This is a genomic window from Pseudomonas mendocina (assembly GCF_003008615.1).
Lineage (GTDB): Bacteria > Pseudomonadota > Gammaproteobacteria > Pseudomonadales > Pseudomonadaceae > Aquipseudomonas > Aquipseudomonas mendocina_C.
Map to the genome: position 1 here is coordinate 2,678,513 of NZ_CP027657.1, position 24,433 is coordinate 2,702,945.

A 24,433-nucleotide genomic window follows, 5' to 3' on the forward strand; every position below is an offset into this window, starting at 1 on the left:
CTCTCATGATCGAAATTCGTACATTCCGTGATCTGTTGCGCCTGTTCTTCATCTTCTTCAGGGAGTTCAAACTGGCGGTTGTAGCCACTCTGGTGGTGGTGTTGCTGGGGGCTTTTCTGCTGCCGACTTCATTCGAGTCCAGCGCGCGGCTGTTGGTAAAACCTGGGCGTGACACCAATACGTTGCCAATTGAGGTCGCCGACCGCCAGTCTATCGTCATGCCGGCAACCCAGCGTGACCCGATTCTGGACGAGGAGCGCATGCTGACGGGACGGCCTATCAGCCGTCAGGTCGCTGAACGTTATCTAGAAGAACTGGCCAATGCTCCGCGTCCTGAAGGTTTCCTGCCCACGGTCAAATACTACGTCGGTCAGGCTGTCAGTGGCGCCATCGAGCTCGTCCGTGGTTTTTTCCAGTTGCTGGGGCTCGCTGAAGAGCAGACACCAGTCGATCGCTTGGCGACCAAACTGGAAGACAAATTCAGTGTGACCCACGCTCCCGGTTCGTCGGTGATGGAAATTCGCTTTCGCTGGAGCGATCCGGCAGTGGCGCAGTCGGTTGTACAGAGCTGGGTCGATCTGTATCTGGAGGAGCGCACCCGCGCATTGGGGCGTCGCAGTCTCTATGATTTCTACTTGAACCAGAGCGAAGCGAGTTCCGCCGAGATTCTCAAGCTCAAGCAGGAATTGACGGCAGGTCTGGATGAGCTGGGTGCCATCGGGATGGAGGCGCATCTGCAGAATCTGTCCGAGCGCATCAACCAGTTGCGTACCGACAGGTTCAACACGCGTCGACTGATTTCCTCCACTGAGGGCAGCCTGGCTACCCTGGATCAGCAGATCAAGAGCTTGCCGGCTGAGATCAGTACCTCGCGTGAGGTTGCCCTTAACCCCGTGCAGCAGGATCTGCTGCGCATGCTCAATGGCAAGCGTGCTGAGCGTCAGGATCTACTGCGAACCTTCACCGAGAATGCACCACCGGTGAAGAGTATCGACGAGACTATCGCCAGCCTGGAGGCAATGGTCAAGGCGGAAGCCGATACCCTGCAGGTCTCCCAGAACCGCGCCCCGAATCCGATTGCCGAACGTCTGCGCAGTAATTTCATGGATCAACAGTCCGATCTGGCGCGCCTGAAAGCGCAACTGATCCGCCAGGAAGAGCAGCTCAATATCCTCGAAGAGGAACGCGTCAAGGCACTGTCCGTTGAGCCCGAACTGGCTCGTCTGCAGCGTGAATTGACGGCTGCCGAAAAGAACTTCGCGCTGTACGACGAAAGCCTGGAAAAGGCGCGGATCGATCGGGAGCTGGATAACAGCCGGATCAGCAACATCGCGATGATCGAGCAGGCCACTTTCAATCCGAGTCGGGTGTTCCCTAAGAGTCTGCTGATGCTCGTGCTGGCTCTGCCGCTGAGTATTCTGGTCGGCTTCCTGGCGATCTACTTCTGCTACCTGCTGGATCAGCGGATTCATGACGGCGGTCGTTTCGCGGACAAGTTCGGGGTTCCGCTTTGGACGACGCTGCCAGAGGTTTCTGGCGATCCGACCCAGAACAGCGCTTTTCTGGCTGCGCTCTATCGCTTGTACGGCCTGCTGCCGTTGGATCAGGTCGGTGAGCGTGGGTTGGTGTTCGGTCTGACCTCGGCGCGACGTGGTGAAGGAGTCAGTTTCATCATCGGCCATCTGCGTCGCCTGCTCGAAGAGCGCGGCTACAAGGTGCGTGTGGGTGATGCGCCGGCTCAGTCAGGCGAGATCGTATTGCTGGATGCCTCGGCGCTGCTATCGAGCCCCGAGTCCTTCGTGAACCTGCGCAGAGCCGATCTGGTAGCGCTGGTCGTCGAGGCGCAGCAGAGCAATATTCCGACGGTGGCGCATGCCATCGGTGTGCTGAACACCGCGTTCAACAAGGTCGATGGTGTAATCATCAACCGTCGTCGCTTCGAAGTGCCTGATCGTGTGCTGCGTGTGATCGCCAAGGTGCGAGGCGCGGTCTGATGCGGGTTGCCTTGCTGGCGCCGTTGCCGCCCGAGCAGACGGGTATCGCGGATTATGCCGCAGTGCTCAAGATGGCACTGGAGGCCAACTCGGTAGAAGTGATCACTCCACTGGCTGGCTGCGGCAATGATCCGCAGCGAGCTGCGGCTCGGGTGGCAGAGTTCGACTGGAGTGGCGTGGATGTCGTGCATGCCGAGTTGGGTGGCGGTCGACTAGCCGAGTTCCATGCACTGAGAGCCCTGCGGTCGCGCTATCCAGGGCTGCCGCTGTCGGCCACCGTGCATGATCCCGAGCGCCTGGTATGGCGGCGTGCTTCGCTGCCTTGGCCGTTGTCTCTGGCTCAGTCCATGCCCTCGCCATGGCCGCAGGCGGCCACTGTACTGGCCGACCCACTGTGCCTTTACGAGGAGCGCCAACTGGCAAACAGCCTCGATGCCCTGGTGACGTTGACGGAGACAGGACGCAGTTGTCTGGTTCGTCGTATGCGTTTGCCGGCGGACAAGGTGCATGTCATTGCCCATGGCAATCAGGTGATCGAGCCGACGCCATTGCCGCCACTGGAGCCGCTGCGGCTGCTCTATTTCGGGTTCATCTATCGCGGCAAGGGTATCGAGGATCTGCTTGATGCCCTGGCGCTGGTGGTTCGTCGCCAACCCCGGATGCTCTCACGGGTACGCCTGACCCTGGCTGGCGGCAGCGCGCCTGAAATGGCTTTCGAGCCAGGTGGCAGCTATCTCGATCAGTTGCGCAGACGCATCATCGAGCAGGGGCTCGAGTCGCTCGTGGAATGGCGCCTGGATCTGCCGGCCGAGGATATCGCCACGCGGATCAAGGCACACCATGTGATGGTGTTGCCGTATCGCGAGTCGAAGAGGCTGAGGCTGCTGGGCGAGCAGCGTGGTACCAGTGGTGCGTTGTCCTGGGCTGCGGCGTGCGGACGGGGTGTGATCACCTCTGATGCCCGTGCTTTCGCCGAGGAGGTCGCCACCGGGAACGGGACGATATATGCACAAGGGGATCTAAACGCCCTGGCGCAGGAACTGCAGGAGCTGCTGGAGGCTCCGCAGCGCTGCCTGCAATGGGCTGAACGTGCCACACAGATCGGTCATGAGCGACGCTGGCCAGCCACTGCTCAGCGTTTCAAAGCGCTGTTCACCAACCTTTGCGAGGGTAGGGGTCATGCGAAGTAAGCGAGTTGTTCTATCCGCGCTCCTGGTTGCGCTTGTCTTGTTCGTGGCTGTCATTCTCAGTCGCAATGCCGAGGCGGAAGTTACCAGCCTGAAACCGGATCGTCCGGTGGTCTGGAAGGACTTTCTGGGGGTCAACGCGCAGTTCCATTTCTTTCCCGAAGCGGCTTACCGCAAGCAGATGGCGCGCTTGCATGAGCTCGATCTGCAGTGGGTTCGTATCGCCATGCATTGGGCTTTGCTGGAGTCTGCACCTGGCCGTTATTACCCACCTTTCGATGCCGCAACCAAGGTCATGGCCGAGGAAAAATTCAAGGCCGTAGGCTTTCTTTCCGGCTCCGCACCCTTCGCCACCAGCGCTCCGGCCAGCTCTCCCTACCAGGATTCCTTCCCGCCAAAGGACAACCGTCTGTACAGCGAGAGCCTGGCGAATTTCGTCGAGCGTTACCCGCAATTCGACGCCTGGCAGATCTGGAACGAGCCGAACCTGCCGCCGTTCTGGCGCCCGAAGGAAGACCCCGATGCTTACGCGGCATTGCTGCACGATGCTGTCGTGACGGTACGCAAGCGATTTCCTGACAAGCCGCTGCTCACTGCGGGCATGGCCTACTTCAGTCAGATGCCCACTCGCGGCATGAACTTGATGCTCAAGTCGCTGCTTGAAAAGGGCTTGGCCGACTACAACCTGATCGCCGCCTATCACCCCTATACCGAGTACCCGGAAACCAACGAGCTGGGCAAGAACGATTTCGTCGAGACCGTCCGTTATGTCAACGGCGGTTTGCGTGGGGAGGGCATCAAGCAGATCTGGGCAACCGAGTGGGGTTGGTCCAGTTATTCCGGGCCCAAGGAAATGCAGGCGATCATCGGCGTTTCCGGGCAGGCCGATTACACGCTGCGCCGCCTGGCGCTGATGAGTGCGCTGGATTTCGATCGCATCTTCCTTTTCAACCTCAGCGATCTGGATGCTCGAGCCAGTGTTCGCGACCAGTCCTACGGCTTGCTCGATCTGAATGGTGAGCCGAAACCGGTATTCAATGCGCTGAAGAACTTTCTCAAGGTCACCGGGCCGCGCCTGGAACCGGCAGAGCCACCCAAGTTCGCCCAGACCCCAAAAGATCTCTACAGCGTTTCCTGGACGCGTGGTGATGGCAAGAAGCTGCTGATGGCCTGGAGTGCCACGGCTGGCAAGCTGCACCTCGATGGCGTACGCCAGGCCACGTTGTACGATCCGCTGCGCGGTACCGAGCAGGTTTTGAAGGGAGAGGGCGGTGCTCTCGTGGTTGGGCTCAAGCCAAGCCTGCAACTGCTGGTATGGGATTGAGTGATGTCGCTTAGGATTCTTTGGGTTCTGCCTTATCTGCCATGGCCGACGAGCAGTGGTGGCAAGACGCGGCAGTTCAATCTGTTGCGTGCCCTGGCGCAGGCAGGGCATCGCATTACGCTGCTGGTGCAAAGCAAAGTGCCTCTCGATGATGAGGCGCGCAAGGTGCTGGAGCCTCTGCTCGAACAACTGATCGTCATGCCGCGGCGGCCGCTGCGAAGTCCGACCACACTCCTGACCGCTGCACTGTCGCCATTGCCGATGTTGGCGAGCATCAACGGTCATGCGCCTGACTTGAGTCGACGTTTCGCCGAGTTGCTGAAGCAGCCATGGGATGTCGTACAGATCGAGCACAGCTACAGCTTTCAGCCATACGAACAGGCACTGCGTCAGACTGCTCAGCCGTTCATCCTCACCGAGCACAATGTCGAATCAGCGCTGGGTGGTGCGATCTATGATCGTTTCCCGAGCTGGCTCCGGCCGATGGTGTGGTTTGATCAGTGGCGTTATCGCCGCTGGGAGCGACATGTCATGGCGCTAGCGGCGCAGGTAGTGGCTGTTACCGAGGCGGATGCGCAGGAACTTGGAGCGATCACCGGACGACATATCCCGGTGGTGGTCAATGGCGTCGATTGCGCACGTTATGCTGCAGTTACCCCGGCCTACGAGAGCAATCGCCTGCTATTCATCGGCAATTATGAGTACCCACCCAATGTGGATGCCGTGGAGTGGGCCATGGGTGAAGTGATGCCCCGAGTCTGGCAATTGCAACCCGAGGCACGCATCACCATTGCGGGCTATGCGTTGCCGGCTGAATGGCCGCAGCGTTGGCCGGATGAGCGCATCGAATGGCATGCTTTCGTACCGGATCTGACTGCGCTGCAGTCACGGGCGGCGATTTTCTTCGCCCCATTGCGTACCGGTGGTGGCTCCAAACTCAAGGTGCTCGAGGCCATGGCAGCAGGGCTGGCGGTGGTCACCACTGCGCAGGGCGTTTCCGGTCTGGCCGTTACGGCCGGAGCCGAGTATGACGGCGGTGAAGATGCCGAGGCGCTTGCCGCTGCAATATCGAAGCAACTGGCTGACCCGGCTGCGATCCAGCGAATGGGGGCGGCAGGTCGTGCCTACGTCGGCAGGTCGCATGACTGGAGCGTCGCTGCGCAGCAACTGCTGGACGTGTATGCAACTGTCGGCAAACCCGGGGAGTTGGCATGCGAGTAGGTCTGGATTACCGGCCCGGTATCAGCAATCCGCACAACGGCATCGGTCGCCAGAACCTGGCACTGGCCAAGGTGCTGGAAGAGCTGCCGGGTGTCGATCTGCATCTATTCACGCCTGCCCCGTTGGATCATCCGTTGCGTGCAAGCGCGCACTGCCCGACCTGGGATAGCTCGATCGATGGCCAGCATCGTCTGCCGCGCCGCTTGCGTTTCGAACTGGGTTACATGCCCTGGGCACTGCGGCGAGCGGGTATCGACGTGCATATCAGTACCTTCAACATGGGGTTGCCGTTGCCTCCCAGGCCGTCTGGGGTGCGCTATGTTCTGCAGCTTCACGATCTGTTTCAGTTGCACCTGAAGAACCACCATGCCACCTGGCTTCGTGAAACTGTCTATCGCATCAGCGACAACCTCTCGATTCGTTACTCGGTGAATGTCGCTGATCGCATCTGGACACCTTCGCAATACAGCGCCGATGAGGTGGCACGCGTCTTCCCGTCAGCCGCGCCCAAGGTGCGTGTGCTTTCCAACCTGGTACCCAGCAGTACCCTTGAGCCCATGCTGCCAGAGCAGCTATTGCCAGCTCGCTTCTGGTTATTGGTTGGCACGCGTGAGCCGCGCAAGAACATCGCCTGGTTCATTGAAAACTGGCACAAGGCACGCCTGACTGATCCGGCCATCCCGGATCTGGTGTTGGTCGGTGGCGGCGAATTCGTTGCGCCGCAACAACGTGAACTGCTGGGAGTACATCTCATGCCCGTGCTCGGTGATGCCGAGTTGCAGGGGCTGTACGGTGCAGCGGAGCGTCTGTGGCATCCCTCCTATGCCGAGGGTTTTGGCTTGCCGGTGATCGAAGCGATGGCCGTCGGCACGCCAGTGGCCGTTGCCAGTGGTACGTCGCTCGACGAAATCGTGCCTGAAGGAACGCCACGCTTCAGTCCTTATGACGCTGCGGCCGTGATCGAACTCATGCATCGTCTTGCTCGTCCCGATGAACCCGATCGCCAGGTCTTGCGCGATTGGGCTAAGCGTTATGCGGAGCAGCCCTATCGTGCCCGCGTTGCCGAACTGCTACAGGAGTTGCAGTCATGACATCTTCCTTCGGGATGCCGATCGCGTTGGTCTCGGGGCTGGTGTTTGGCGTGCTGCTTTGGTTCTTGTCGCCGCTGAAGGTCGTGGTGCTGATCGTCGCCATGGTCATTGGCCTCAATCTTCTGCGCCGCCCATTGCTAGGCTTGTTGTTGTTCGGGCTGATCGCCAATTTTCTGCCTTACTCGACCATCAACGTCGGCGTACGCACGACCGTCTCGGAGTTGCTCATCCTAGTCATCTGGGCCTGCGTGCTGTTTCAGGGCATCTTCGAAGGCACCACCCAGGCTCGCAAGGGCGGGACAACGGAGCGATACGTCCTGGCGTTGATCCTGTTCAGCGCCTTCCCTTTCGTGGTCGGCCAGGTGATGGTTCAAGCCCAGGGTAATGGCGTTGCCAACTGGGTACGCTGGATGGCCAACGTGTCGCTGATTTTTCTGGCAATGCGCCTGCTGCGCGATGAGGGGGCGAGAGAGTCGATGGTGCAGGCACTACTATTCGGTGCCTTGGCGATGTTGATGCTTTCCTTGCCCATCTTCCTGGCCGAGCGCTCTGCGGTAGCGCTTAACCCGCTGCTGACCAAGCTGGGTTATGCGACTCTGGAGGAGGTGATTGGCGATACCTCTGGTGCAGTATTCCTGCGTATGGGCTCGCCCTGGATTCACCCCAACACACTGGGCGGTGCCATGGCCCTGCTCCTGCCTCTGGCCTTCTGCTATGGCATCACCCGGATTGGCTGGCGTCGTCTGCTGGGTTTGGCGGTTGGCGTAACAGGCATCGTCGCGCTGCTGCTCAGCGGGTCGCGGGGTGCGCTACTGAGCCTGGGCGTGGTATTGATCTGGCTGGCAATCCGTCGCGTGCCTTATACCGGCCGCTTGTTGATGTGTGGTATTGCCTTCAGCGCGCTGCTGGTGTTGTCCTACCCGCCGTTGCAGGATCGTGTCATCGCCATGTTCGATGTCAGCGATGCCAGTACCTCCATGCGGTTTACCGAATATTCCAACTTCCCGCGGGCCATGGCCACTTATCCACTGGGTATCGGTTTCAAGGTGGAACCGCCGGTTCCTGGGACTGACTTGCACGGTATATCCAACCTGTGGCTGAACCTCATCTACAAGCTGGGCCTGCCTGGTATGTTCCTGTTCATCGCCGCGACCTGGAGTTGGTGGCGGGAGACACGGCCGAGTGGCAAGCGAACCGACCTGACTGCGGATAATGCGGTCTGGCTCGGCACTACCTCAGGTCTGATGGCTGCGCTGTTCAGCGGTATCTTCGATCATTACTTCAGCTTCCAGCCGGTTCTGGTCGGTCTGTTCTGGCTGATGATCGGATTGAATCTGCTGGAGGCCCGGCGCTTGCGATCAGGCGCGCCGATGCTCTCTGAAAACGCCTCGCCACACCTATCGTGAGGCACTGAATCATGCTCGGCTCCACGCTTTGGCTGACGCTGGCCACGTTGATCGGTCTGGCTACGGGTTTCGCCCGTGAATGGCTGCTGATCGATGCCTGGGGCGCCAGCCTGCGGAGCGATGCGTTCCTGGTTGCGTTGTTTCTGCCTGAGGCTGTGCGCATGGCACTTGCCACCGGACTGTTCAGCTCGGCGGCATTACCGCTGTATCAAGAACGTGACGCTGCTCAGCGCGAGGCTTGGCTATCGGCGCTGACCGGGCGGGTATTGGGTTGTGCTCTGCTGATAACCGTACTGTTTCATTTCGCGGCGCCCTTGTGGGTCATGCTGATTGGTCCCGGCTTGTCCGACGAAGGACGCATGCTGGCCATGCAGAGCCTGCAACTACTGGCCTGGTGCGTGCCGGGTTTCATGCTTCATGCGCTGCTTTGCATTCCCCTTCAGGCGCACGCCCGCTTCGTACTGGCTGGCCTTGGCTCCCTGCTCTTCAATCTGCCGCCGGTAATCTATCTCGCCGTGATGGGGGAGCAGGCGACGCCTTCAGGGTTGGCGAGCAGTTGTCTGCTCGGCAGCTGGCTCATGCCCATGGCGCTACTTCCAGCCATGCGTGGCATGGGATGGCGACCCTGGTGTGTCCAGGCTGACAGAGATTGCGGTCAACAGTTGTTGAGACGGCTCGGGCCTCTGCTGGCCAGCACCATGGCCAGCCAGGGACTGGCATTGCTTGAGAGAATGATCGCTTCACTGCTGGGGGAGGGCGCAGTGACCTGGCTGAACTTTGCACGCAAGCTCATCAATCTGCCGATGGTCGCGCTGATGAGCCTCAATCAGGTTCTGTTGGGGCTGATGGGCGGCAAGTCGGAGCAGGAACGCTTGGCTCTGTTGCGCCGGGGTACCGCTATGGCGACCTTGCTGACCGTCCCCGTTGCTGTTGGTCTGGTGGGCGCTGCAGAGCCTCTGATCCAACTGCTGCTTCCTGGCCAGGCCAGTGGTGGCGTGCTGGCTGCTTTGCTCGGTTGGTTGGGACTGACGCTGCTGTTCGCAGCCTGGAATGCGTTGCTGGCGCGCTACGCCTATGCAGTCGGCGACACACGTTTGCCTCTGGCCTGCGAATTGAGCGGCAATGCCCTCAATGTGGTGTTTCTGATGATCCTGCCGTGGATCTTAGGACTCAAGGGAATCGCCTTTGCAGCATTGCTCGGCGTGCTGCTGACGGGTTTCTTGCTGATGCGCAAGCAGCGTTTGCTGGCCAGCCTGGACTGGAAGAGACAGTGGGGGCTGGGACTGGCAATGCCCGCTTTGGCCCTGCTTGTTCCGCTGAGCGTGCCAGTAGGCTGGTGGCAGCTTGGCGTCACGGTCGCCATCTCCGGGTTGCTGATGCTATCGCTGGCGGTGTGGCTTCGTCCCTGGCGAGTCGCCTAGAGGCATTCACCGTGGCGCTCGGGCCTGGCTGTCCGAACCCTCGCTCTGAGCATCCTGACCAGCCTGGACGTAGTGGCTGTTCTTGTGCAACCAGCGCTTCTCCACGCCATGCCACATCAGCGCTGCTGCGCCTAGCGTCAGGCCAATGGTGCCCAGCAGAGCGATCCAGGCGTTGGCCTCGAAAGCGCCGAAATGCACCATCGTCTGCACGATGGGAAAGTGCAGAATATATACGCCATAGGAGAAGTCGCCGAACTTGCAGAAGTTACCGACGTAGTTGTACAGCGCAAAGAAGATAACCAGGATCGCCAGGGCGATCGGCTTGAGTGCCTCCACCTCGATCAGCGGGCGCGTCAGGAAGTAGATCGCCGCCGCCAGTACCAGCCATTTCACATGGCGTTCGAAAAAAGGCAGCAGGTAATAGAGTGCTGCGCCCGCGATGAAGAAGCGCAGTTGCCCGGGTAGCTGTTTCTCCAGCTGGAAATACATGCCTCGGCCGGTGCTCTCGTACAGGTGGAACATGGCCAACGAATAGACCGTAGAGGCGACGAACAGGGCCAGCAGGATGCGCGAGCGCCCCATACGTCGACACAGCCAGACGATGGCCGGAACGCTCAGGTAGAACATCACTTCGATCTTGATGGTCCACAGCGCGCCGTTGACGGCTGCCATGCGGTTGTCGCCGAAAACGCCCGGTAAATCCGGTTGTAGAAAGTTGAGAAAGGCAAGATTGGCGGTGAGATATCGGGCGAACTCACTGGACAGGAAGTAAGCGCCCAACGCGCGCTCACTGATGCTCGAGAGTAGAATCGCTGCCAGCGTCACCGAGACGAAGTAGGCCGGGTAGATACGGCGTGCGCGTTTTTCGAAGTAACTGGTAAGCGATCGGGACTTCTCGTAGCTCATGAAGATCAGAAAGCCGCTGATCACGAAGAACGACTCGATGGCGATCTTGCCCGACAGCAAGGTATCGATAATACCCAGCTCGCTGGCCCCTGAGAGTTCATGGGCATGCAACAGGCAGACAGCCAGTGCCAGCAGCAGGCGTATGAGATCGAAGTTGTTCTGCCGCAGACGCGGGCTGTTGATGCTCATGGAGAGGGCATTCACTCTGCGGGTTTCGCTGCCAGGGTGGCAGTGGCGGGAGCGGGTTTCTTCCTGAAGATCTTCTTGCCCAGGTTATTGGCCCCGTTCATCAAGGGTTCTTCTATGAGGCGGAAACCTACCAGGCCGTAGATCATCACCGCTGCGAACATGATTACAAGGAAGGCGATATTGCCCATCAGGCTGGGGGAGGCCAGCCCGAAGACGACCCACAGTTTGCCGATCACACCGATAACCAGCAGGTGCGACAGGTAGGTGGTGTAGGAGCTGTCACCAATGGCGACCATGAAGTTCGGAACACTCAGCTTGTCGCGGCGCTCCAGCAGGGTTGCGCCGATGGTCAACAGGCCAAACAGTGTGCCCAGGCTGAATACGCGTACCAAGCCTTCGCCCCGGAACAGGCCGAGGTTGTAGCCCACTGGCACACCGATGAGCGGGACGAACAGCAACATGCCAATGGCCACACGGGTGGAGACACGTTCACTCAGAGGGCTGAAGTAGAACAGTGCGATTAGGCTTCCCATCACGAACTCTACTGCATAGGGATGCAGAATCAGGCGCAAGACTGGGTCGAAGCTGGATGTATCGAACACCAGGTTGGCGCAGATGATCAGCCCAGCCCAGCCTATAAGAATCCAGGGCAGATAGCGCTCCCGGAACAGCATCAGAGATGTGAAGACCAGGTAGAACCACATTTCGAAGACCAGTGACCAAGCTACCATCACCAGTGGGAGGTTCTTGTCAGGCACCAGAAAGAAGGATTTCCAGAGATTTGGCTCACCATGTGCGCTGTTGATCCACTGGGGCATTATCAGGAACACGGCAAGGGTGATGAAGAAGTACACCCAGTAAGGTGGATAGATGCGCGCCACCCGGGCATACGCGAATTTGGCGATTTCCTTGGGGACTTGGAATCTTCCGCGAGACACCATCACCATGATGAAGCCACTGACGACAAAGAACCAATCGATGAATAGTTGATTGAAGTCCTTTATTTCCACTGGCAATAAAGTGGCGCCAGCATATTTTTCTTCGGCGAACGTCATGTGGCCAATGACGACCCCGGTCAGGCCGATACAGCGAAATGCCTGTAGAGTGTTCAACTTGGACATGAGGCGCTCCGGTATTCCCAAAACAATGACTGTTCGACGCACGAATGGTGTCGTCGAAAAAATGGCATCAATACTTTGGCAGAAAATATAGGCTAAGACGTGATGATCTATTGGAGTTTTACGTGCGATATATAAAGCAGCATGCCATCATGCTGCTTGTGCTGGCAAGTGGCCTGAGGCGCTTGAGGCCTTTACTGGCGGTGCTGTAGCCTGACCGAATCGGAATCATCGGTTACGGTGAGGGGCGTCGTTAAGGCGAAATGTTTGGTGAGAGGACGATGTTAGGTTATGGAGTCATCAATGCTTCGATTGGTAATTTCTAAGCACATTGTTATATCCATAATTCTTTGTCTGGGCGCATTTTACTCTGCTGCGTATGCCGCAGAGGAAGAGCCGGTAAGGATGCTGATAAAAAAGTATGGCACTGACACATACTCGACCATGGACGATCTTCTATATATACGCACCTACAAGTGCCTCGAACCGGCATATAGTGAAAATGCGGTTCTTTTTTACGTTCCCTATTCGGACGATAACAAACTGCTGTTCAGCAACCAAGTCGAGTGCAAGGTCACGGAAGTCTATGACCGTGGTGCTCATTACAGCAGAGAAGGGCGCTAGCCGGCCCATACCCTATCCTCGTGAGAGCTTTGCTCCGTCATTACATGCGATCAGTTCGCCACTGATGGCAATGAGGTGACGAGTCAGGATTGGGGCGAGGGAACCGGGTTCGCTTTTCTTGGGGGGGGGGCAATGATTGCGGTAATTTTTGGTGGTACTGGATTCATCGGAAGTTTCTTTGCCCGCTTTCTCATTGACGAGCAAGGCTTTGAAAAGGTCTACGTCGTTGACCAGGAGGCGCTTGAGCATAAGGGCAGTGCCTTTAGGCGCCAGTTACTCAGTGGTTCGCCAAGGGTCGAAGTGGTGCTGTGGGATGTGCGTAAACCCATCGAGTGGATGCCCGCCGAGTCGGTTGATCTGATCGCCAACTTCGCTGCCGTGCACCGTGAGCCCGGGCACGAGGACTTTGAATACTACGAAACCAACCTGCTAGGTGCGGAGAACGTATGCGCCTGGGCCGACAAGGTGGGTTGTAAGCGCATGATCTTCACCAGTTCGATTTCTCCTTACGGCCCGAGCGATGCCGTGAAGGACGAGCGTTCGCTGCCGGTTCCGGCGACAGCCTATGGTGGCTCCAAATTGGTGGCAGAGAAGATTCATCAGCTTTGGCAGGCACGGGATGCTGCCAGTCGGCGGTTGGTCATTGTGCGGCCTGGTGTGGTTTTCGGGCCTGGTGAGGGTGGCAACGTTTCCAGATTGATCAAGGCGGTACTGCATCGCTACTTCTTCTACATGGGCAACCGTGCGACCCGTAAGGCCGGCACCTATGTGAAGGAGTTGTGCAGCGCCATGTGGTGGGTGTTACAGCGACAGGAGACGGAGGGGCCTCGCGTCGATCTGTTCAACATGTCGATGAATCCGGGGCCATCCATCCAGGAGTATGTCGAGGTCGTCTGCAAAGTGGCAGCCGTCAAACGGTGTGTTCCAGCGATTCCCTACCCGCTGCTGCTGGCAGTGGCATACATGATCGAAACTGTGGCCAAACCTCTTGGCATCAAGCATCCCTTTAGTCCCGTACGTATCCGCAAACTGGTCAGATCCAACAACATTCTGCCTACCTACCTGGTGGAGAGGGGCTATCCCTATCAGTACACGCTGGAGAGTGCTTTTGCGGACTGGAAGAGAAGCTGCCCGCAAGAGTGGCAATGAGAGGCGTGCACATGACTGATCAAGCTGTAAATCCGAACCTGCGCGTCGCCTGTATCGTGCCCACCTACAACGGGCGCAAGGAGCTGGAGCGTCTGCTCGATTCGCTGGAACGCCAGAGTGCGAATTTTGATTTATTTATCGTCGACTCTAGCTCGCAAGACGGTACCGCGGAGCTTGCACGAGCCCGTGTGCCCGGGGTGGTCTCCATTCCCAGTAGTCAGTTCAATCATGGTGGAACCCGACAGATGATGGTGGGTGCCAATCCGAGTTATGACATCTATGTCTTTCTGACCCAGGATGCTTACCTCGAGGATTCAGAGGCCATCGAACACCTGCTTGCACCCTTCTCGGACGAGCGAGTCGGTGCCGTATGCGGTCGTCAATTGCCACACTTGGACGCTACCCCAATGGCGCAACATGCGCGCCTGTTCAACTACTCGGCGACGTCCCAGGTAAAAATGCTTGAGGACGTACCGGTGCTGGGAATCAAGGCGGCGTTCATGTCCAACTCCTTTGCGGCGTATCGCGGTGAGGCGCTGTTGGCTGTGGGCGGTTTTCCTGAGCATGTGATCTTTGCCGAGGACATGTATGCGACGGCGAAGATGTTGCTCGCCGGTTGGAAGGTCGCCTATTCCGGTGAGGCCAGGTGCCGGCACTCGCATAACTACAGCTTGCAGGAAGAGTTTCGCCGTTACTTCGATATGGGTGTATTCCACGCTCGTGAGCCCTGGATTCGTGAGCGCTTCGGTGGTGCCGGTGGTGAAGGCCTGCGCTTCGTCAAATCCGAGCTGATCTTTCTGGGGCTTTCGCGTTTCTACCTGTGGCCATCGGCCATTTTCCGCAATGCCTGCAAGCTATTGGCTTACAAGTTGGGGCAGCGTGAAAAAGGGATGTCTCGACAGCTGAAGAAGAAGCTCGGTATGTACAAGCGCTACTGGGATAGCCCTTATGCATAGGGTTGGGCGACAGAGGAAAGATTGAACGTATGAAACACAAAGGCCCGCATCGCTGCGGGCCTTTGTTCTATATGGTGCCGGCACCAGGAGTCGAACCCGGGACCTACTGATTACAAGTCAGTTGCTCTACCAGCTGAGCTATACCGGCTAGGTGGGGGCGCCATTATATCCATTCGTCGGCCTGAGTAAAGCCACGTGCGCGCCAGGTTTTTCTAAGCTCGGCTATCAGTAGCTTCTGGCTTATGCACAAAGAGAATGCGTGTGCGACAGACGCGCACCGACTATGTGCGCTCTGTCACGTTTTTTCGCAAGTCATTGTTTTTGCTGAACCTTATAAGGTTGTTCGAAAAGTGATCAGATGTCTGCGAGGTACTTCCCAAGGGGTTTTGGCGCATTTGCCCAGAAAGGATCAACAGAGTTATCCACAGCTTCTGTGTGCAACTCAGGGCCGCTCGGCCAGCAGGAGCAGATTGCGTGGGCTCAGGTGGTAGTCGCAGAAGGTGCCCAACTTCACCTGGTAGCCCTGCTCTTGCAGGTACAGTGCACGGTCGAGTAGCAGCCAGAGCTCTAGTGGTCGGCGGAACAGGTTGCGCAGCAGTTCCAGATTGCGAACTTCTGCCAGGCGCTGCCAGCCGCGATCTTCCCATTCCTGCCAGTTCTGCTCGTTGGGCGGGGGCACGCCGCGAAGTGCGGCAAGGTCATTGCAGAAGCTGGCGAAGGGTTTGCTGAACCAGTCACTGGATAGCGATGGCGTAGGCAGGTACTCGTTGCTGTTCCGAAGTTGGCGCTGCAGCAGATCGAATGCCAGGCGCCAGGCCATCGACTGGTCGCGTTGTCGGCGTACGCGTGCACCGGCCGTGACGGTCTCGCTTAGCGGCAGAGCGAGATCGTCGCGTGACAGTTGCAGGGGCGAGGCCTGCGCCGTGGCTGACAGTGCTTGATACTGCGTGCCGGCGATACGGTTGTAGCAGCATGGGGCGACTGCCAGTTGCGCGCAGCCGTTCTGGCTGGCGAGCTGCAGCAGGCGTACGTGCAGGTCGCCGCAAGCGTGGAGGGCGACTGGGGTGTGTTCGGCTTCGAGCTGGTCGCCGCAATCATTGCTGAGCACGTCCTGCTGGATATGCTTGGTGTTCAAGTCGAGCCGTCGACTCAGTGCGCTGCCACTCTCGATCAGGGCTGGGTCGTATTCCAGGCAGGTCAAACGTTGATCATCGTGGGTCAGCCAGCGGCCCAGGTGACCTTTGCCTGCGCACCAGTCGAGCCAGTGCTGGGGGCGTTGGGCGAATTGCAGGCAGCTGGCGAATGCCTGTATCTGCGCCAATTTGCGTCCGGGTACATCGACGCTGAAAACAGTTGGGCGTTCCTTGCTGGCTGTACCAGGCATCTTGCCCAGTGCGCTGAGCGTCTGTGCCTGGTGGGCCAACGCTGGGAGCGGTGCCGGGGCATCGAGTTCCCAAGGGCTGGCGTTGCTGGCTTCGGCCTGTTCGAGCGAACGGCTCCTTAGCCAGGCCGCGAGCTCAGGTAACTGGACTTCCCAGGGTAATTGCAGGTGGTGAAAGGGACGCGGTCGCCACAGGGCCTGATGTTCGAGGAGGAAGCTGTCCAGCGCCTGGAAGCGGGCGAGCAGTTCGCCTGAGGTGAGGATGGGCTCGGACATGGCGCATATGCATCTGATGGATCCGTGCCGTCGGCAGGCGACGGCACGGGTTAACGGCCCTGGCAGGCGTCGACGCGCAGCCAGCGTTCTAGCAGCTTGAAGAGGTTGATCAGGACAAAGGTGATCGCGAGGTAGAACAGTGCCGCGGTGAAGAAGAACTCCATGCTCACGTAAGTGCGGGCATTGAGCGTGCGCGCCATACCGGTCAGCTCCAGCAGTGTGACGGTGCTGGCCAGGGCGCTGGCCTTGAGCATCAGGATCACTTCATTGCTGTAGGCCGGCAGGCCGATGCGCGCGGCTCGGGGCAGGATGATGTGCAGCATGGCCTGGGTGCGTGACATGCCTAGAGCACGAGCAGCCTCGATCTCACCTGGCGGCACAGCCTGGATGGCACCGCGGAGAATCTCTGCGATATAGGCGGCGGTGTGCAGGGTCATGGTGAGCACAGCGCACCAATAAGGATCGCGCAGATAGGGCCAGAAGATGCTCTGGCGCACGGCATCGAACTGGGCCAGGCCGTAATAGATCAGGAACAGCTGCACCAGCATCGGTGTGCCGCGGAAGAAGAAGATGTAGCCGTAGGGCAGGGCGCGTACGTACCAGTGTTTCGACGCTCGGGCGATACCCATGGGCAGTGCCAGGATCAGTCCGGCAATGACCGCAACTGCCAGCAGTTCGATGGTCAGCAGCGCGCCCTCGAACATCTTCGGCAGGTACTTGTAGATCAGCTCCCAGTTCATTGGTTGCTCCTGACGAAGCCGCGTGAGGCTTTCTTCTCAAGGAAGTGCAAGCCGATCATGGCAATGATGGTCAGCCCCAGATAGATGATGGCGGCGACCAGGAAGAAGGTCATCGGGTTCTTGGTGGCAGTGACCGCAATCTGTGCCTGGCGCATGATTTCGGTCAGGCCGACCACCGATACCAGGGCGGTGTCTTTCATCAGAATCATGAACAGGTTGCCCAGGCCGGGCAGGGCGATGCGCCACATCTGCGGCAGGATCAGCTTCCACAGGATGCGACTCTTGGACATGCCGAGTGCCTGGCCAGCTTCGCGATGCCCCTTGGGGATGGCCAGAATGGCGCCGCGGAACACCTCGGTGGCATAGGCACCAAAGCACATGCCGAGGGCGATGACGCCCGCGGCGAACGGGCTGAGTTCCAGGCTACCTACGCCCAGGCTTTCGCCCAGTGCGCGCAATACGTTGACGGTGCTGAAGTAGATCAGCAGCACCCAGAGCAACTCGGGCACGCCGCGTACGATGGTGGAATAGCTGCCGCCGAGCCACTGTAGCGGCTTGTACGGCGAAGTCTTGGCCAGCGCGCCGAGCAGGCCGAGCACCAGACCTAGAACCAGCGCGCAAAGCGCCAATTGAATGGTCATCAGGGTGCCGGCGGCCAGGGCTGGGCCGAATCCTTGGAGATCGAAAATCATCGGAGGGCTCGGGCGACTGCGCCGCCAGGTTGGCGGCGCAGTGCCTTCAGGTCATCAGTAGATGCTGAACGGGAAGTACTTGTCGTTGATCTGCTTGTAGGTGCCGTCTTCGATGATGGCTTGCAGAGCGGTATTCAGCTTCTCGCGCAGTGGATCACCCTTGCGCACGGCAATGCCGATCTTGTCGTTGTCGAATACCGGGTCGCCCTTGAACTCGAAGTCCTTGCCGGCGTCGCTCTTGAGCCATTCCCAGTTGACGAAAGTGTCGGCCAGTACGCCGTCGAGGCGGCCCGAGGACAGGTCGAGGTAGGCGTTTTCCTGGGTGTCATACAGCTTGATGTCCACCACTTTGCCCAGGTTGTCTTCCAGCCAGGTGCCGGCGATGGTGGCACGCTGTGCGCCGATCACCTTGCCCTTGAGGCTGCCGGCGTCGGTCTTGAAGTCGGCCGACTTGGGTGCAATGAATTGCAGCTTGTTGGTGTAGTAGGGCTCGGTGAAATCGACCGCAGCCTGACGCTCTTCGGTGATCGACATCGAGGCGATCAGGAAGTCGAACTTCTTGGCGTTCAGGGCCGGGATGATGCCATCCCAGTCAGAGGTGACCACTTCGCACTCGGCCTGCATCTTGGCGCACAGGGCCTGACCGATCTCCACGTCGAAACCGGTGACCTTGCCGCTGGAGTCGATCAGGTTGAAGGGAGGGTAGGCGCCTTCGGTGCCGAGTTTCAGTTTGTCAGCGGCGACAGCGCTGGTGCCGAAAGCCAGGGTAGCGGCCGCGGCCAGCAGGATCTTCTTATAGTTCTGCATGCGTGTTGCTCCGTGTTAGCGATTGCTGGACATGAATTGTTTACAGCGTGCCGATAGCGGGTTGTCGAACACCTGGGCGGGTGGCCCTTGTTCCTCGACCAGGCCCTGGTGGAGGAACACCACCTCGCTGGAAACCTGGCGAGCGAAACTCATTTCATGAGTAACCAGCAGCATGGTGCGACCCTCATCGGCAAGCGCGCGAATCACATTAAGCACTTCTTGTACCATCTCCGGGTCGAGCGCCGAAGTCGGCTCGTCGAACAGGATCACCTTCGGATGCATGGCCAGGGTGCGAGCGATGGCCGCGCGTTGCTGCTGGCCGCCGGATAGCTGATTGGGATAGACGTGGCGCTTTTCGGCGATACCGACCTTGGCCAACAGCGCTTCGGCCACTTCGATGGCTTCTGCCTTGCTCTGGCCGAGTACGCGGCGCGGTGCTTCGATGATGTTGTCGAGCACGCTCATGTGCGGCCAGAGGTTGAAATTCTGAAAGACGAAACCGATCTCGCTGCGCAGGCGATTGATCTGCTTGTTGTCGGCTGCGACCAGATCGCCGTTCTTCGCGGCCTTGAGCTTGAGTTCCTCGCCAGCGACGAAGATCTGACCCTGATGCGGGTTTTCCAGCAAGTTGATGCAGCGCAGAAAGGTGGATTTGCCGGAACCGGAGGAGCCGAGAATGGAGATGACGTCACCGTCTCTGGCCGTCAGGGAGATGCCCTTGAGCACTTCGAGGTCGCCGTAGCGTTTGTGCAGGTTGCGTATTTCCAGCGCGGGCGTCGCCTCGGCCATGGGGTGGGATCCTCTTCTTCTTCGAATGCGCTCCGGCGTGCAGCGGGCCATCCTGGCTGGCGGCCAAGCTAGCATAGCGTTTCCGTGACCGCCAAGCCGTTTACTGGCCTATGGCTGGCTTCGGAGTCAGGGTGTCGCCTGGCTGCAGTTGCTTGTCGCGCAGATGCAAAATGGGCCGATCACGTGCGGCGGTCGCTGCTGATCGCCCTTCCAATCATTGATAAGTCGTTACTCGGTGCTCGCTCGGGCCATGCGCTGGCGCAGCAGGGCGAACAGGCTGGGCAGCACCGAGACGAGGATGATGCCGACGATCAGGTAGTGCAGGTTGTTCTTGATCACCGGCAGGTTGCCGAACCAGTAGCCGGCGTAGGTGAACGAAGTCACCCAGAGAATGGCGCCTACCACGTTGTAGGCTGCGAAGCGCCGATAGCTCATGTGGCTCATGCCGGCGACGAAGGGCGCGAAGGTGCGCACGATGGGCACGAAGCGGGCGAGGATGATGGTCTTGCCGCCGTGGCGGGCATAGAAGGATCGGGTCAGCGCCAGGTGTTCGCGGCGGAAGATCTTCGATTCCGGATTGTTGAACAGGCGCAGGCCGAAGAAGCGGCCGATGCTGTAGTTCAGGGCGTCACCGAGAATCGCCGCAATGATCAGCAGTGCCACCAGCAGGTGTACATCGAGCGTGCCGTGCAGAGCGATGGCTCCAGCGACGAACAGCAGCGAATCACCAGGCAGGAAGGGCGTGACCACCAGGCCGGTTTCGCAGAACACGATCAGGAACAGGATGCCGTACACCCATGGCCCATAGGCAGCGGTGAGTTCGGTCAGGTGCTGATCGATGTTGAGGATGAAGTCGATGACGAGCTGGATGAATTCCATCGGGCGACCCGTTGGCCGGAGGCAGGTATCTGTCCGGCGTCGTGAAAGCAAAAACCCCGAGGAATTTCTTCGCTCGGGGTTCTTAGAATGATGGTGCCCAGGGACGGAATCGAACCGCCGACACGGGGATTTTCAATCCCCTGCTCTACCAACTGAGCTACCTGGGCCAACGGGGCGCTATTAGACGGATTTGAAGGATTAGTGTCAAGCGCGAGTTTGAAAAATATTTAATTATTTCGGGCGCTTAGGCTCGAGACGGGTAGGGTGCGCCGTGCGCACCGCCCTGCAGGTGCCCTGGTGCGCATGGCGACCCTATGTCTGTCTTACTCGCTCGGTGGTACGTAGCCTTCGGCCTGGGCGTATTCCTCGCCGGAGAGGAACTTGTCCATCTCGGCCTGCAGAAACTTGCGATCTTCGGCGTTCATCATGTTCAGACGGCGCTCGTTGATCAGCATGGTTTGATGCTTCTGCCACTCGTCCCAGGCTTGCTTGGAAACGTTGTTGAAGATGTCTTCGCCTTTCGGGCCCGGGTAGGGCGGGCGATCCAGGCCGGGCAGTTCCTGTTTGTGCTTGCGGCACAGCACGGTGCGGGTCATGTCGGTTCTCCAGCGGTAATGGCTTGTGCCGCGCGTTTGAGCAGCTTCTTCACGGGGGCGGCGAGGCCCAGGCGCGGCGGGGTGGCGAGGTTATACCAGAGCCACTCGCCCTCGGCCACGCGACCTGGTCGCTCTGCCACGTTGATCAGCCAGGGTTCGATGGCCAGTTGGAAGTGGCTGAAGGTGTGGGTCAGGCCTTCCAGCTCACGGCGTTCGCCCAGTGCCAGGTGTTGCTGTCGGGCGAGGTCGTCGAGTTGCTCGAGGTCATCCAGCTCCGGCAGGCTCCACAGTCCGCCCCACAGTCCGCTGGCGGGGCGGCGATAGAGCAGGATGTCGCCCGCCTCATTGGCCAGGATCGGCATCAATGTGCGCTTCTGTGGCAGTGCCTTGCGCGGCTTCGCCACCGGATAGCGGATTTCCAGGCCGAGCAGGTGCGCCTGGCAGCCGCTGCGCACCGGGCACAGCAGGCAGGTGGGTTTGCTGCGGGTGCAGAGGGTGGCGCCGAGATCCATCATCGCCTGGGTGTAGTGGTTGACGCGCTCGTGCGGGGTGAGGCGCTCGGCCACGTCCCACAGTTGCTTGGCCACTTTCGGCTCGCCCGGATAGCCCTCTTGCGCCACGTAGCGCGCCAGCACGCGCTTGACGTTGCCGTCGAGGATCGGCGCACGCACGCTCATGCTCAGGCTGGCGATGGCGCCGGCAGTGGAGCGGCCGATGCCGGGCAGTTCGCTGAGGGCATCGACGCTGCGCGGAAATTCGCCGCCATGCTCGCGCATGATGATCTGCGCCGTTTTCTGCAGGTTGCGCGCGCGGGTGTAGTAGCCCAGGCCCGTCCACAGGTGCAGCACTTCGTCCTCAGGCGCTTCGGCCAGATCCTTCACGGTCGGCAGCGCGGCCATGAACCGGTCGAAGTAGCCGAGCACGGTACTGACCTGGGTCTGCTGCAGCATGATCTCCGAGACCCACACGCGGTAGGGCGTGATGTTCTGCTGCCAGGGCAGATCCTTGCGCCCATGCTGGTCGTACCAGGCCAGCACGGCGCTGTTGAATTGCTCGGGACTCATCGGTTGAACAGGCCCTTGAGTGCGTCCTTCAGATCCGGGCTGACCTTGTCGCCGAGCTTCTCTTCGAGCTTCTCGGTCAGCTTGTTGCCGGCCAGGCGAGCGGCGATCTTGCCCAGGCCGTCCTGATCCAGGCGGCAGGCCTTGGCGCCCAGCTCCAGCGGGCCACGGCAGCGCAGCGGCCACTCGATGCCGACATAGCGCTCGTTGACCTGGCAGGCCGGGTCCGGCATTTCGCGCTTGTCGCCTTCGATGGTGATGCCGACCTTGTAGTCGAGGCCGAGCACGCGCAGGTCGAGGTCGCCATTGCCGCTGACCGCCAGGCCCGGTACTTGTGCCTTCAGATCCGGGTTGTGGGCAACGCCGTCACGGATGCTCAGGCTGCCCTTGAGCTCGCGAAATGGCGTGTCCTTGCCACTGGGCGGATTGCTCAGCGACTTGCGGTTGAGGGTGGCGATGCCGCGGCACAGTTGCTGTTCGAGGTTGGCGTCAACCAGTACACCGTCGTTCAGTACGAAGCTGGCGTTGCCATTGAGCGCTTCGATCCACGCCTTCTGGCTGTTGCCGCGGGTATTGAATTTGGCGTCCAGGTCGGCCAGGCCGCGGATCGGTGAGGGCTGGTCTTCCTTCTTCAGCAGCGGTTCCACCGGCAGTCGGCTCAGGCGCTGTTCGAGGCTGAGCATGGGCTCTGCCTGGCGCACGTCTATGCGCCCGTTGCTGACGAAACTACCGCCCTGCAGCTTGCCGCGGGCCTCTTCCAGGGTGATCAGGCCGTCACGGCCGTTGGCCTTGAGGTTGAAATCGCTCAGCTGTTGTTTGCTGACGGTCAGTTGAGCGAGGCTCAGTGCCAATTGCAGGTCGAGCTTGCGCAACTGGTCTACCGGCAGCACCTTCTCGTCACTCCAGGCGTGCAGGGTGGGCGCGTTCGGCAGCGCAGTGGTGCCGCTGGAGCCGGCGTTGGCGATGCTTTCCTTGACTTCGGCCTGGCGCGCAGCCGCCGCGCCTTTCTTGCTCTTGGGCGGTAGATAGCGATCGAGGTCGAGTTTGTCGCCCTTGAGGTCGGCTCGCAGTGCCTGGCGAGCAATGTCGGATACGCCAAGGCTGCCGGTGAAGGTGCTGCCATCGAGTTTGAGGTTGAGTTCTTCGAACATCATGCCTTTGCTCGAGCCGTTCAGGCGGCTGACCAGTTCGAACTGACTGAGGCTGCTGGCGTCCTGCATGGCTGGCAGCTCCACGCCGACGCCTTCGAGGAATTCACGCAGGTTGAGGCTGGCGATGGAGAGGCCGCCAGAGAGCTTGGCGTCCTTGTCCAGTTCGCGGGCTTTCAGTTCGCCGAGGGCGCGCAACTGGTTGGCCGACAGCTTCAGACCGTTCCACTCGGCAATATTGGCGGCCTGGTCGACCAGCAACTGGCCCTGGGCGGAGAAGTTCAGGGTCTTGCCCTTGAGCGGCTCGCCGGAGGCTTCGCCGGTCAGCTTGAGGTCTTCGAACTGATAGCGCTTGAGGGCGCGGTCGAAACGCAGCTGGCCCTCCACCTCGCTGCGCGCGCGCAGCACTGGCTGGTTGGTGCCAAAGAAGGCGCTGAGCTTGACCGGGATGCTGGCGCCTTCGCGGATGGCGCCGGTTTTCAGCTCGATGTTCTCGACGGTGAATTGCTGGCCCTTCTGCGCGTCGCTGTAGTCGATGCGCGAGTTGCTCAGGGTCAGGCTGTCGATATCCAGCTTGAGCGGCTGGCCAGCGGGTTTGTCACTTGGCTGGTCAGGTGGGGTATCGCCGGCAGGAGGCTGCTCGGTTGGCGTCGGTTCGGTTGTGCTTGCTTGCGCCGGGCGGCCAATGCCTTCCCAGTTGCCATGGCCTTTGTCATCACGCTGCAAGTTGAGATTGAGACCATCGACGCGGATGTCGCTCATTTGCACTTCCTTGCGCAGCAGCGGCATGACCCGCACCGAGAGGCCGAGCAGGCGCAGGTCGGCGAAGGGTTTGTCCGGGGTATCGGCGCTGGCCAGGGTGGCGTCGGTCAGCTCCAGGCCCAGCCAGGGGAACAGGCTCCAGCCGATGTCGCCATTGAGCTGCAGTTCGAGGTTGGCTTTGTCGCGGGCGATCTGACGAATTTCGTCCTTGTAGTCGTTGGGGTCGAACAGGTGCGTCAGGGCGAACAGCAACGCCACGATGATCAGCAGCAGGCCGAGAAAGAAAAGGCCGAGAATCTTGCCTAACGCTTTCATGGACGGGTCCTTGGTTTCGATGGCTGGAATGGCGGGAAGCAGCGGGTTGCCGATTATAGCGTCATGTGGCGCCTGCCATGCGCAGGTACTGGGCGGGCAGAGGCGGTGATCGGCACGAGGTTGGATCAGAAAGTGCTCTGACGGTTCCCCGCTGGCGGCCTTGTGCGGGGCATTGTGCCCTCATGGCCATCAAAGCCGCTCGGCCTGGTGGCGATGTCGACCTGGCGTGGCGCTGCACGGCATGAACTGGCGTCGTGCGGGGCCGCTTTCGGTGGAAAATCCTGGTTTGAATCGACGGCCTCTATCAGTCGATAGAGGGGGTCTTTTGGTTATTGCTCAAACCTCAAAAAAATTGCCGATAACCATGAAAAAAACTGCTCTTGCGCGACGTTTTGTCGCGT

At 59.8% G+C, this 24,433-nt stretch carries 20 protein-coding genes and 2 tRNA genes; 9 read left to right on the forward strand and 13 right to left on the reverse strand.

The features are described 5' to 3' along the window. The first annotated feature begins 5 nt into the window (after positions 1 to 5). The 7 genes from C7A17_RS12410 to murJ are packed head-to-tail and all read left to right on the forward strand — an operon-like array spanning position 6 to position 9,644. Positions 6 to 1,994: a GumC family protein gene (locus C7A17_RS12410; RefSeq protein WP_106738321.1), complete on the forward strand. Its 1,989-nt coding sequence runs from the start codon at positions 6 to 8 to the stop codon at positions 1,992 to 1,994. Further along, complete coding sequence (locus C7A17_RS12415; protein ID WP_106738322.1) at positions 1,994 to 3,184, forward strand: glycosyltransferase; 1,191 nt, start codon at positions 1,994 to 1,996, stop codon at positions 3,182 to 3,184. The genes C7A17_RS12410 and C7A17_RS12415 overlap by 1 nt, the downstream gene beginning before the upstream one ends. After that, positions 3,174 to 4,505, forward strand: coding sequence for a beta-xylosidase (locus C7A17_RS12420; protein ID WP_106738323.1), 1,332 nt, complete (start codon positions 3,174 to 3,176; stop codon positions 4,503 to 4,505). Before C7A17_RS12415 ends, C7A17_RS12420 begins: the two co-directional genes overlap by 11 nt. A gap of 3 nt (positions 4,506 to 4,508) precedes the next feature. Further along, on the forward strand, positions 4,509 to 5,726 hold the full coding sequence (locus C7A17_RS12425) for a glycosyltransferase family 4 protein (RefSeq protein ID WP_106738324.1): 1,218 nt from the start codon (positions 4,509 to 4,511) through the stop codon (positions 5,724 to 5,726). Further along, positions 5,717 to 6,817: a glycosyltransferase family 4 protein gene (locus C7A17_RS12430; RefSeq protein ID WP_106738325.1), complete on the forward strand. Its 1,101-nt coding sequence runs from the start codon at positions 5,717 to 5,719 to the stop codon at positions 6,815 to 6,817. The genes C7A17_RS12425 and C7A17_RS12430 overlap by 10 nt, the downstream gene beginning before the upstream one ends. After that, positions 6,814 to 8,223, forward strand: coding sequence for an O-antigen ligase family protein (locus C7A17_RS12435; RefSeq protein ID WP_234035914.1), 1,410 nt, complete (start codon positions 6,814 to 6,816; stop codon positions 8,221 to 8,223). Before C7A17_RS12430 ends, C7A17_RS12435 begins: the two co-directional genes overlap by 4 nt. An 11-nt stretch (positions 8,224 to 8,234) precedes the next feature. Beyond that, positions 8,235 to 9,644, forward strand: a complete 1,410-nt coding sequence (gene murJ, locus C7A17_RS12440; RefSeq protein ID WP_106738327.1) for a murein biosynthesis integral membrane protein MurJ — start codon at positions 8,235 to 8,237, stop codon at positions 9,642 to 9,644. A gap of 6 nt (positions 9,645 to 9,650) precedes the next feature. Here the strand turns inward: murJ and C7A17_RS12445 are convergent, their stop codons facing one another. Both C7A17_RS12445 and C7A17_RS12450 read right to left on the reverse strand, forming a co-directional pair. Then, positions 9,651 to 10,739 (reverse strand): acyltransferase family protein, encoded by a 1,089-nt coding sequence (locus C7A17_RS12445; RefSeq protein ID WP_106738328.1) that lies wholly within the window; start codon positions 10,737 to 10,739, stop codon positions 9,651 to 9,653. Positions 10,740 to 10,750: 11 nt separating this feature from the next. Further along, the gene (locus C7A17_RS12450) at positions 10,751 to 11,860 is read right to left on the reverse strand and encodes an acyltransferase family protein (protein WP_106738329.1); all 1,110 of its coding nucleotides are present in this window, start codon (positions 11,858 to 11,860) and stop codon (positions 10,751 to 10,753) included. Positions 11,861 to 12,613: 753 nt separating this feature from the next. Here C7A17_RS12450 and C7A17_RS12460 point away from each other — a divergent pair. Together C7A17_RS12460 and C7A17_RS12465 are read left to right on the forward strand one after the other, a co-directional pair. Beyond that, positions 12,614 to 13,630, forward strand: coding sequence for an NAD-dependent epimerase/dehydratase family protein (locus C7A17_RS12460; protein WP_158704661.1), 1,017 nt, complete (start codon positions 12,614 to 12,616; stop codon positions 13,628 to 13,630). Positions 13,631 to 13,641: 11 nt separating this feature from the next. Then, positions 13,642 to 14,586 (forward strand): glycosyltransferase family 2 protein, encoded by a 945-nt coding sequence (locus C7A17_RS12465; protein WP_106738332.1) that lies wholly within the window; start codon positions 13,642 to 13,644, stop codon positions 14,584 to 14,586. 72 nt (positions 14,587 to 14,658) lie between these two features. Here C7A17_RS12465 and C7A17_RS12470 read toward each other — a convergent pair. From C7A17_RS12470 to C7A17_RS12520, 11 genes are all read right to left on the reverse strand, one after another. Next, positions 14,659 to 14,734, reverse strand: a tRNA-Thr gene (locus C7A17_RS12470). 294 nt (positions 14,735 to 15,028) lie between these two features. Continuing rightward, a complete protein-coding gene (locus C7A17_RS12475) occupies positions 15,029 to 16,243 on the reverse strand; it encodes a methyltransferase (RefSeq protein WP_106738333.1) in 1,215 nt (404 codons plus the stop codon). A gap of 50 nt (positions 16,244 to 16,293) precedes the next feature. Then, positions 16,294 to 16,983, reverse strand: a complete 690-nt coding sequence (locus C7A17_RS12480; protein WP_106738334.1) for an ABC transporter permease — start codon at positions 16,981 to 16,983, stop codon at positions 16,294 to 16,296. Then, positions 16,980 to 17,675, reverse strand: coding sequence for an ABC transporter permease (locus C7A17_RS12485; protein ID WP_106738335.1), 696 nt, complete (start codon positions 17,673 to 17,675; stop codon positions 16,980 to 16,982). The genes C7A17_RS12480 and C7A17_RS12485 overlap by 4 nt, the downstream gene beginning before the upstream one ends. Positions 17,676 to 17,729: 54 nt before the next feature. Then, positions 17,730 to 18,482 carry an ABC transporter substrate-binding protein gene (locus C7A17_RS12490; protein WP_106738336.1) on the reverse strand — a complete coding sequence of 251 codons (753 nt, stop codon included), beginning with the start codon at positions 18,480 to 18,482 and terminating at the stop codon, positions 17,730 to 17,732. A 15-nt stretch (positions 18,483 to 18,497) separates the two neighbouring features. Continuing rightward, complete coding sequence (locus C7A17_RS12495) at positions 18,498 to 19,271, reverse strand: ABC transporter ATP-binding protein (RefSeq protein ID WP_106738337.1); 774 nt, start codon at positions 19,269 to 19,271, stop codon at positions 18,498 to 18,500. Between the two features lie 228 nt (positions 19,272 to 19,499). Then, positions 19,500 to 20,150 carry a DedA family protein gene (locus C7A17_RS12500; RefSeq protein ID WP_106738338.1) on the reverse strand — a complete coding sequence of 217 codons (651 nt, stop codon included), beginning with the start codon at positions 20,148 to 20,150 and terminating at the stop codon, positions 19,500 to 19,502. Positions 20,151 to 20,241: 91 nt separating this feature from the next. Then, positions 20,242 to 20,317, reverse strand: a tRNA-Phe gene (locus C7A17_RS12505). 156 nt (positions 20,318 to 20,473) lie between these two features. Further along, positions 20,474 to 20,746 carry an oxidative damage protection protein gene (locus tag C7A17_RS12510; RefSeq protein ID WP_106738339.1) on the reverse strand — a complete coding sequence of 91 codons (273 nt, stop codon included), beginning with the start codon at positions 20,744 to 20,746 and terminating at the stop codon, positions 20,474 to 20,476. Continuing rightward, the gene (mutY, locus tag C7A17_RS12515; RefSeq protein ID WP_106738340.1) at positions 20,743 to 21,810 is read right to left on the reverse strand and encodes an A/G-specific adenine glycosylase; all 1,068 of its coding nucleotides are present in this window, start codon (positions 21,808 to 21,810) and stop codon (positions 20,743 to 20,745) included. Before mutY ends, C7A17_RS12510 begins: the two co-directional genes overlap by 4 nt. Then, the gene (locus tag C7A17_RS12520; RefSeq protein ID WP_106738341.1) at positions 21,807 to 24,032 is read right to left on the reverse strand and encodes an AsmA family protein; all 2,226 of its coding nucleotides are present in this window, start codon (positions 24,030 to 24,032) and stop codon (positions 21,807 to 21,809) included. The genes mutY and C7A17_RS12520 overlap by 4 nt, the downstream gene beginning before the upstream one ends. Positions 24,033 to 24,433: the final 401 nt, after the last annotated feature.

Coding starts and splice junctions, on each gene's coding strand:
- C7A17_RS12410 (WP_106738321.1), top strand. CDS start 6: ATGATCGAAATTCGTACATTCCGTGATCTGTTGCGCCTGTTCTTCATC.
- C7A17_RS12415 (WP_106738322.1), top strand. CDS start 1,994: ATGCGGGTTGCCTTGCTGGCGCCGTTGCCGCCCGAGCAGACGGGTATC.
- C7A17_RS12420 (WP_106738323.1), top strand. CDS start 3,174: ATGCGAAGTAAGCGAGTTGTTCTATCCGCGCTCCTGGTTGCGCTTGTC.
- C7A17_RS12425 (WP_106738324.1), top strand. CDS start 4,509: ATGTCGCTTAGGATTCTTTGGGTTCTGCCTTATCTGCCATGGCCGACG.
- C7A17_RS12430 (WP_106738325.1), top strand. CDS start 5,717: ATGCGAGTAGGTCTGGATTACCGGCCCGGTATCAGCAATCCGCACAAC.
- C7A17_RS12435 (WP_234035914.1), top strand. CDS start 6,814: ATGACATCTTCCTTCGGGATGCCGATCGCGTTGGTCTCGGGGCTGGTG.
- murJ (WP_106738327.1), top strand. CDS start 8,235: ATGCTCGGCTCCACGCTTTGGCTGACGCTGGCCACGTTGATCGGTCTG.
- C7A17_RS12445 (WP_106738328.1), bottom strand. CDS start 10,739: ATGAGCATCAACAGCCCGCGTCTGCGGCAGAACAACTTCGATCTCATA.
- C7A17_RS12450 (WP_106738329.1), bottom strand. CDS start 11,860: ATGTCCAAGTTGAACACTCTACAGGCATTTCGCTGTATCGGCCTGACC.
- C7A17_RS12460 (WP_158704661.1), top strand. CDS start 12,614: ATGATTGCGGTAATTTTTGGTGGTACTGGATTCATCGGAAGTTTCTTT.
- C7A17_RS12465 (WP_106738332.1), top strand. CDS start 13,642: ATGACTGATCAAGCTGTAAATCCGAACCTGCGCGTCGCCTGTATCGTG.
- C7A17_RS12475 (WP_106738333.1), bottom strand. CDS start 16,243: ATGTCCGAGCCCATCCTCACCTCAGGCGAACTGCTCGCCCGCTTCCAG.
- C7A17_RS12480 (WP_106738334.1), bottom strand. CDS start 16,983: ATGAACTGGGAGCTGATCTACAAGTACCTGCCGAAGATGTTCGAGGGC.
- C7A17_RS12485 (WP_106738335.1), bottom strand. CDS start 17,675: ATGATTTTCGATCTCCAAGGATTCGGCCCAGCCCTGGCCGCCGGCACC.
- C7A17_RS12490 (WP_106738336.1), bottom strand. CDS start 18,482: ATGCAGAACTATAAGAAGATCCTGCTGGCCGCGGCCGCTACCCTGGCT.
- C7A17_RS12495 (WP_106738337.1), bottom strand. CDS start 19,271: ATGGCCGAGGCGACGCCCGCGCTGGAAATACGCAACCTGCACAAACGC.
- C7A17_RS12500 (WP_106738338.1), bottom strand. CDS start 20,150: ATGGAATTCATCCAGCTCGTCATCGACTTCATCCTCAACATCGATCAG.
- C7A17_RS12510 (WP_106738339.1), bottom strand. CDS start 20,746: ATGACCCGCACCGTGCTGTGCCGCAAGCACAAACAGGAACTGCCCGGC.
- mutY (WP_106738340.1), bottom strand. CDS start 21,810: ATGAGTCCCGAGCAATTCAACAGCGCCGTGCTGGCCTGGTACGACCAG.
- C7A17_RS12520 (WP_106738341.1), bottom strand. CDS start 24,032: ATGAAAGCGTTAGGCAAGATTCTCGGCCTTTTCTTTCTCGGCCTGCTG.